The sequence below is a fragment of the Halorubrum sp. SS7 genome (genome assembly GCF_005435055.1).
GTDB lineage: Archaea > Halobacteriota > Halobacteria > Halobacteriales > Haloferacaceae > Halorubrum > Halorubrum salinarum.
Map to the genome: position 1 here is coordinate 1 of NZ_SGXV01000821.1, position 208 is coordinate 208.

General features: G+C 71.2%; 1 pseudogene. It reads right to left on the reverse strand.

From position 1 onward, the window contains the following. A pseudogene (locus EXE44_RS22010) lies at nucleotides 1–168 on the reverse strand (helix-turn-helix domain-containing protein); the annotation flags it as partial. Nucleotides 169–208: the final 40 nt, after the last annotated feature.

Sequence of the window (208 nt, forward strand, 5' to 3'; positions counted from 1 at the left end):
GGGGACCGACAGGTCGGCGCCCGCGATGAACTCCACGACCACCCGTTCGCGGTCGCCGTCGGGCGTACAGCGCGAGACCTCGGTGACGGGGATCGTCCCGTCGACGACGCCGTCGAACGGGGACGGCGCGGTCGGCAGCGAGACCTCCGCCCGAATTCCCGATCCCATCTCGTTCGTCCCTACCCGCCCCGGGCAAAAACGTTGGCGG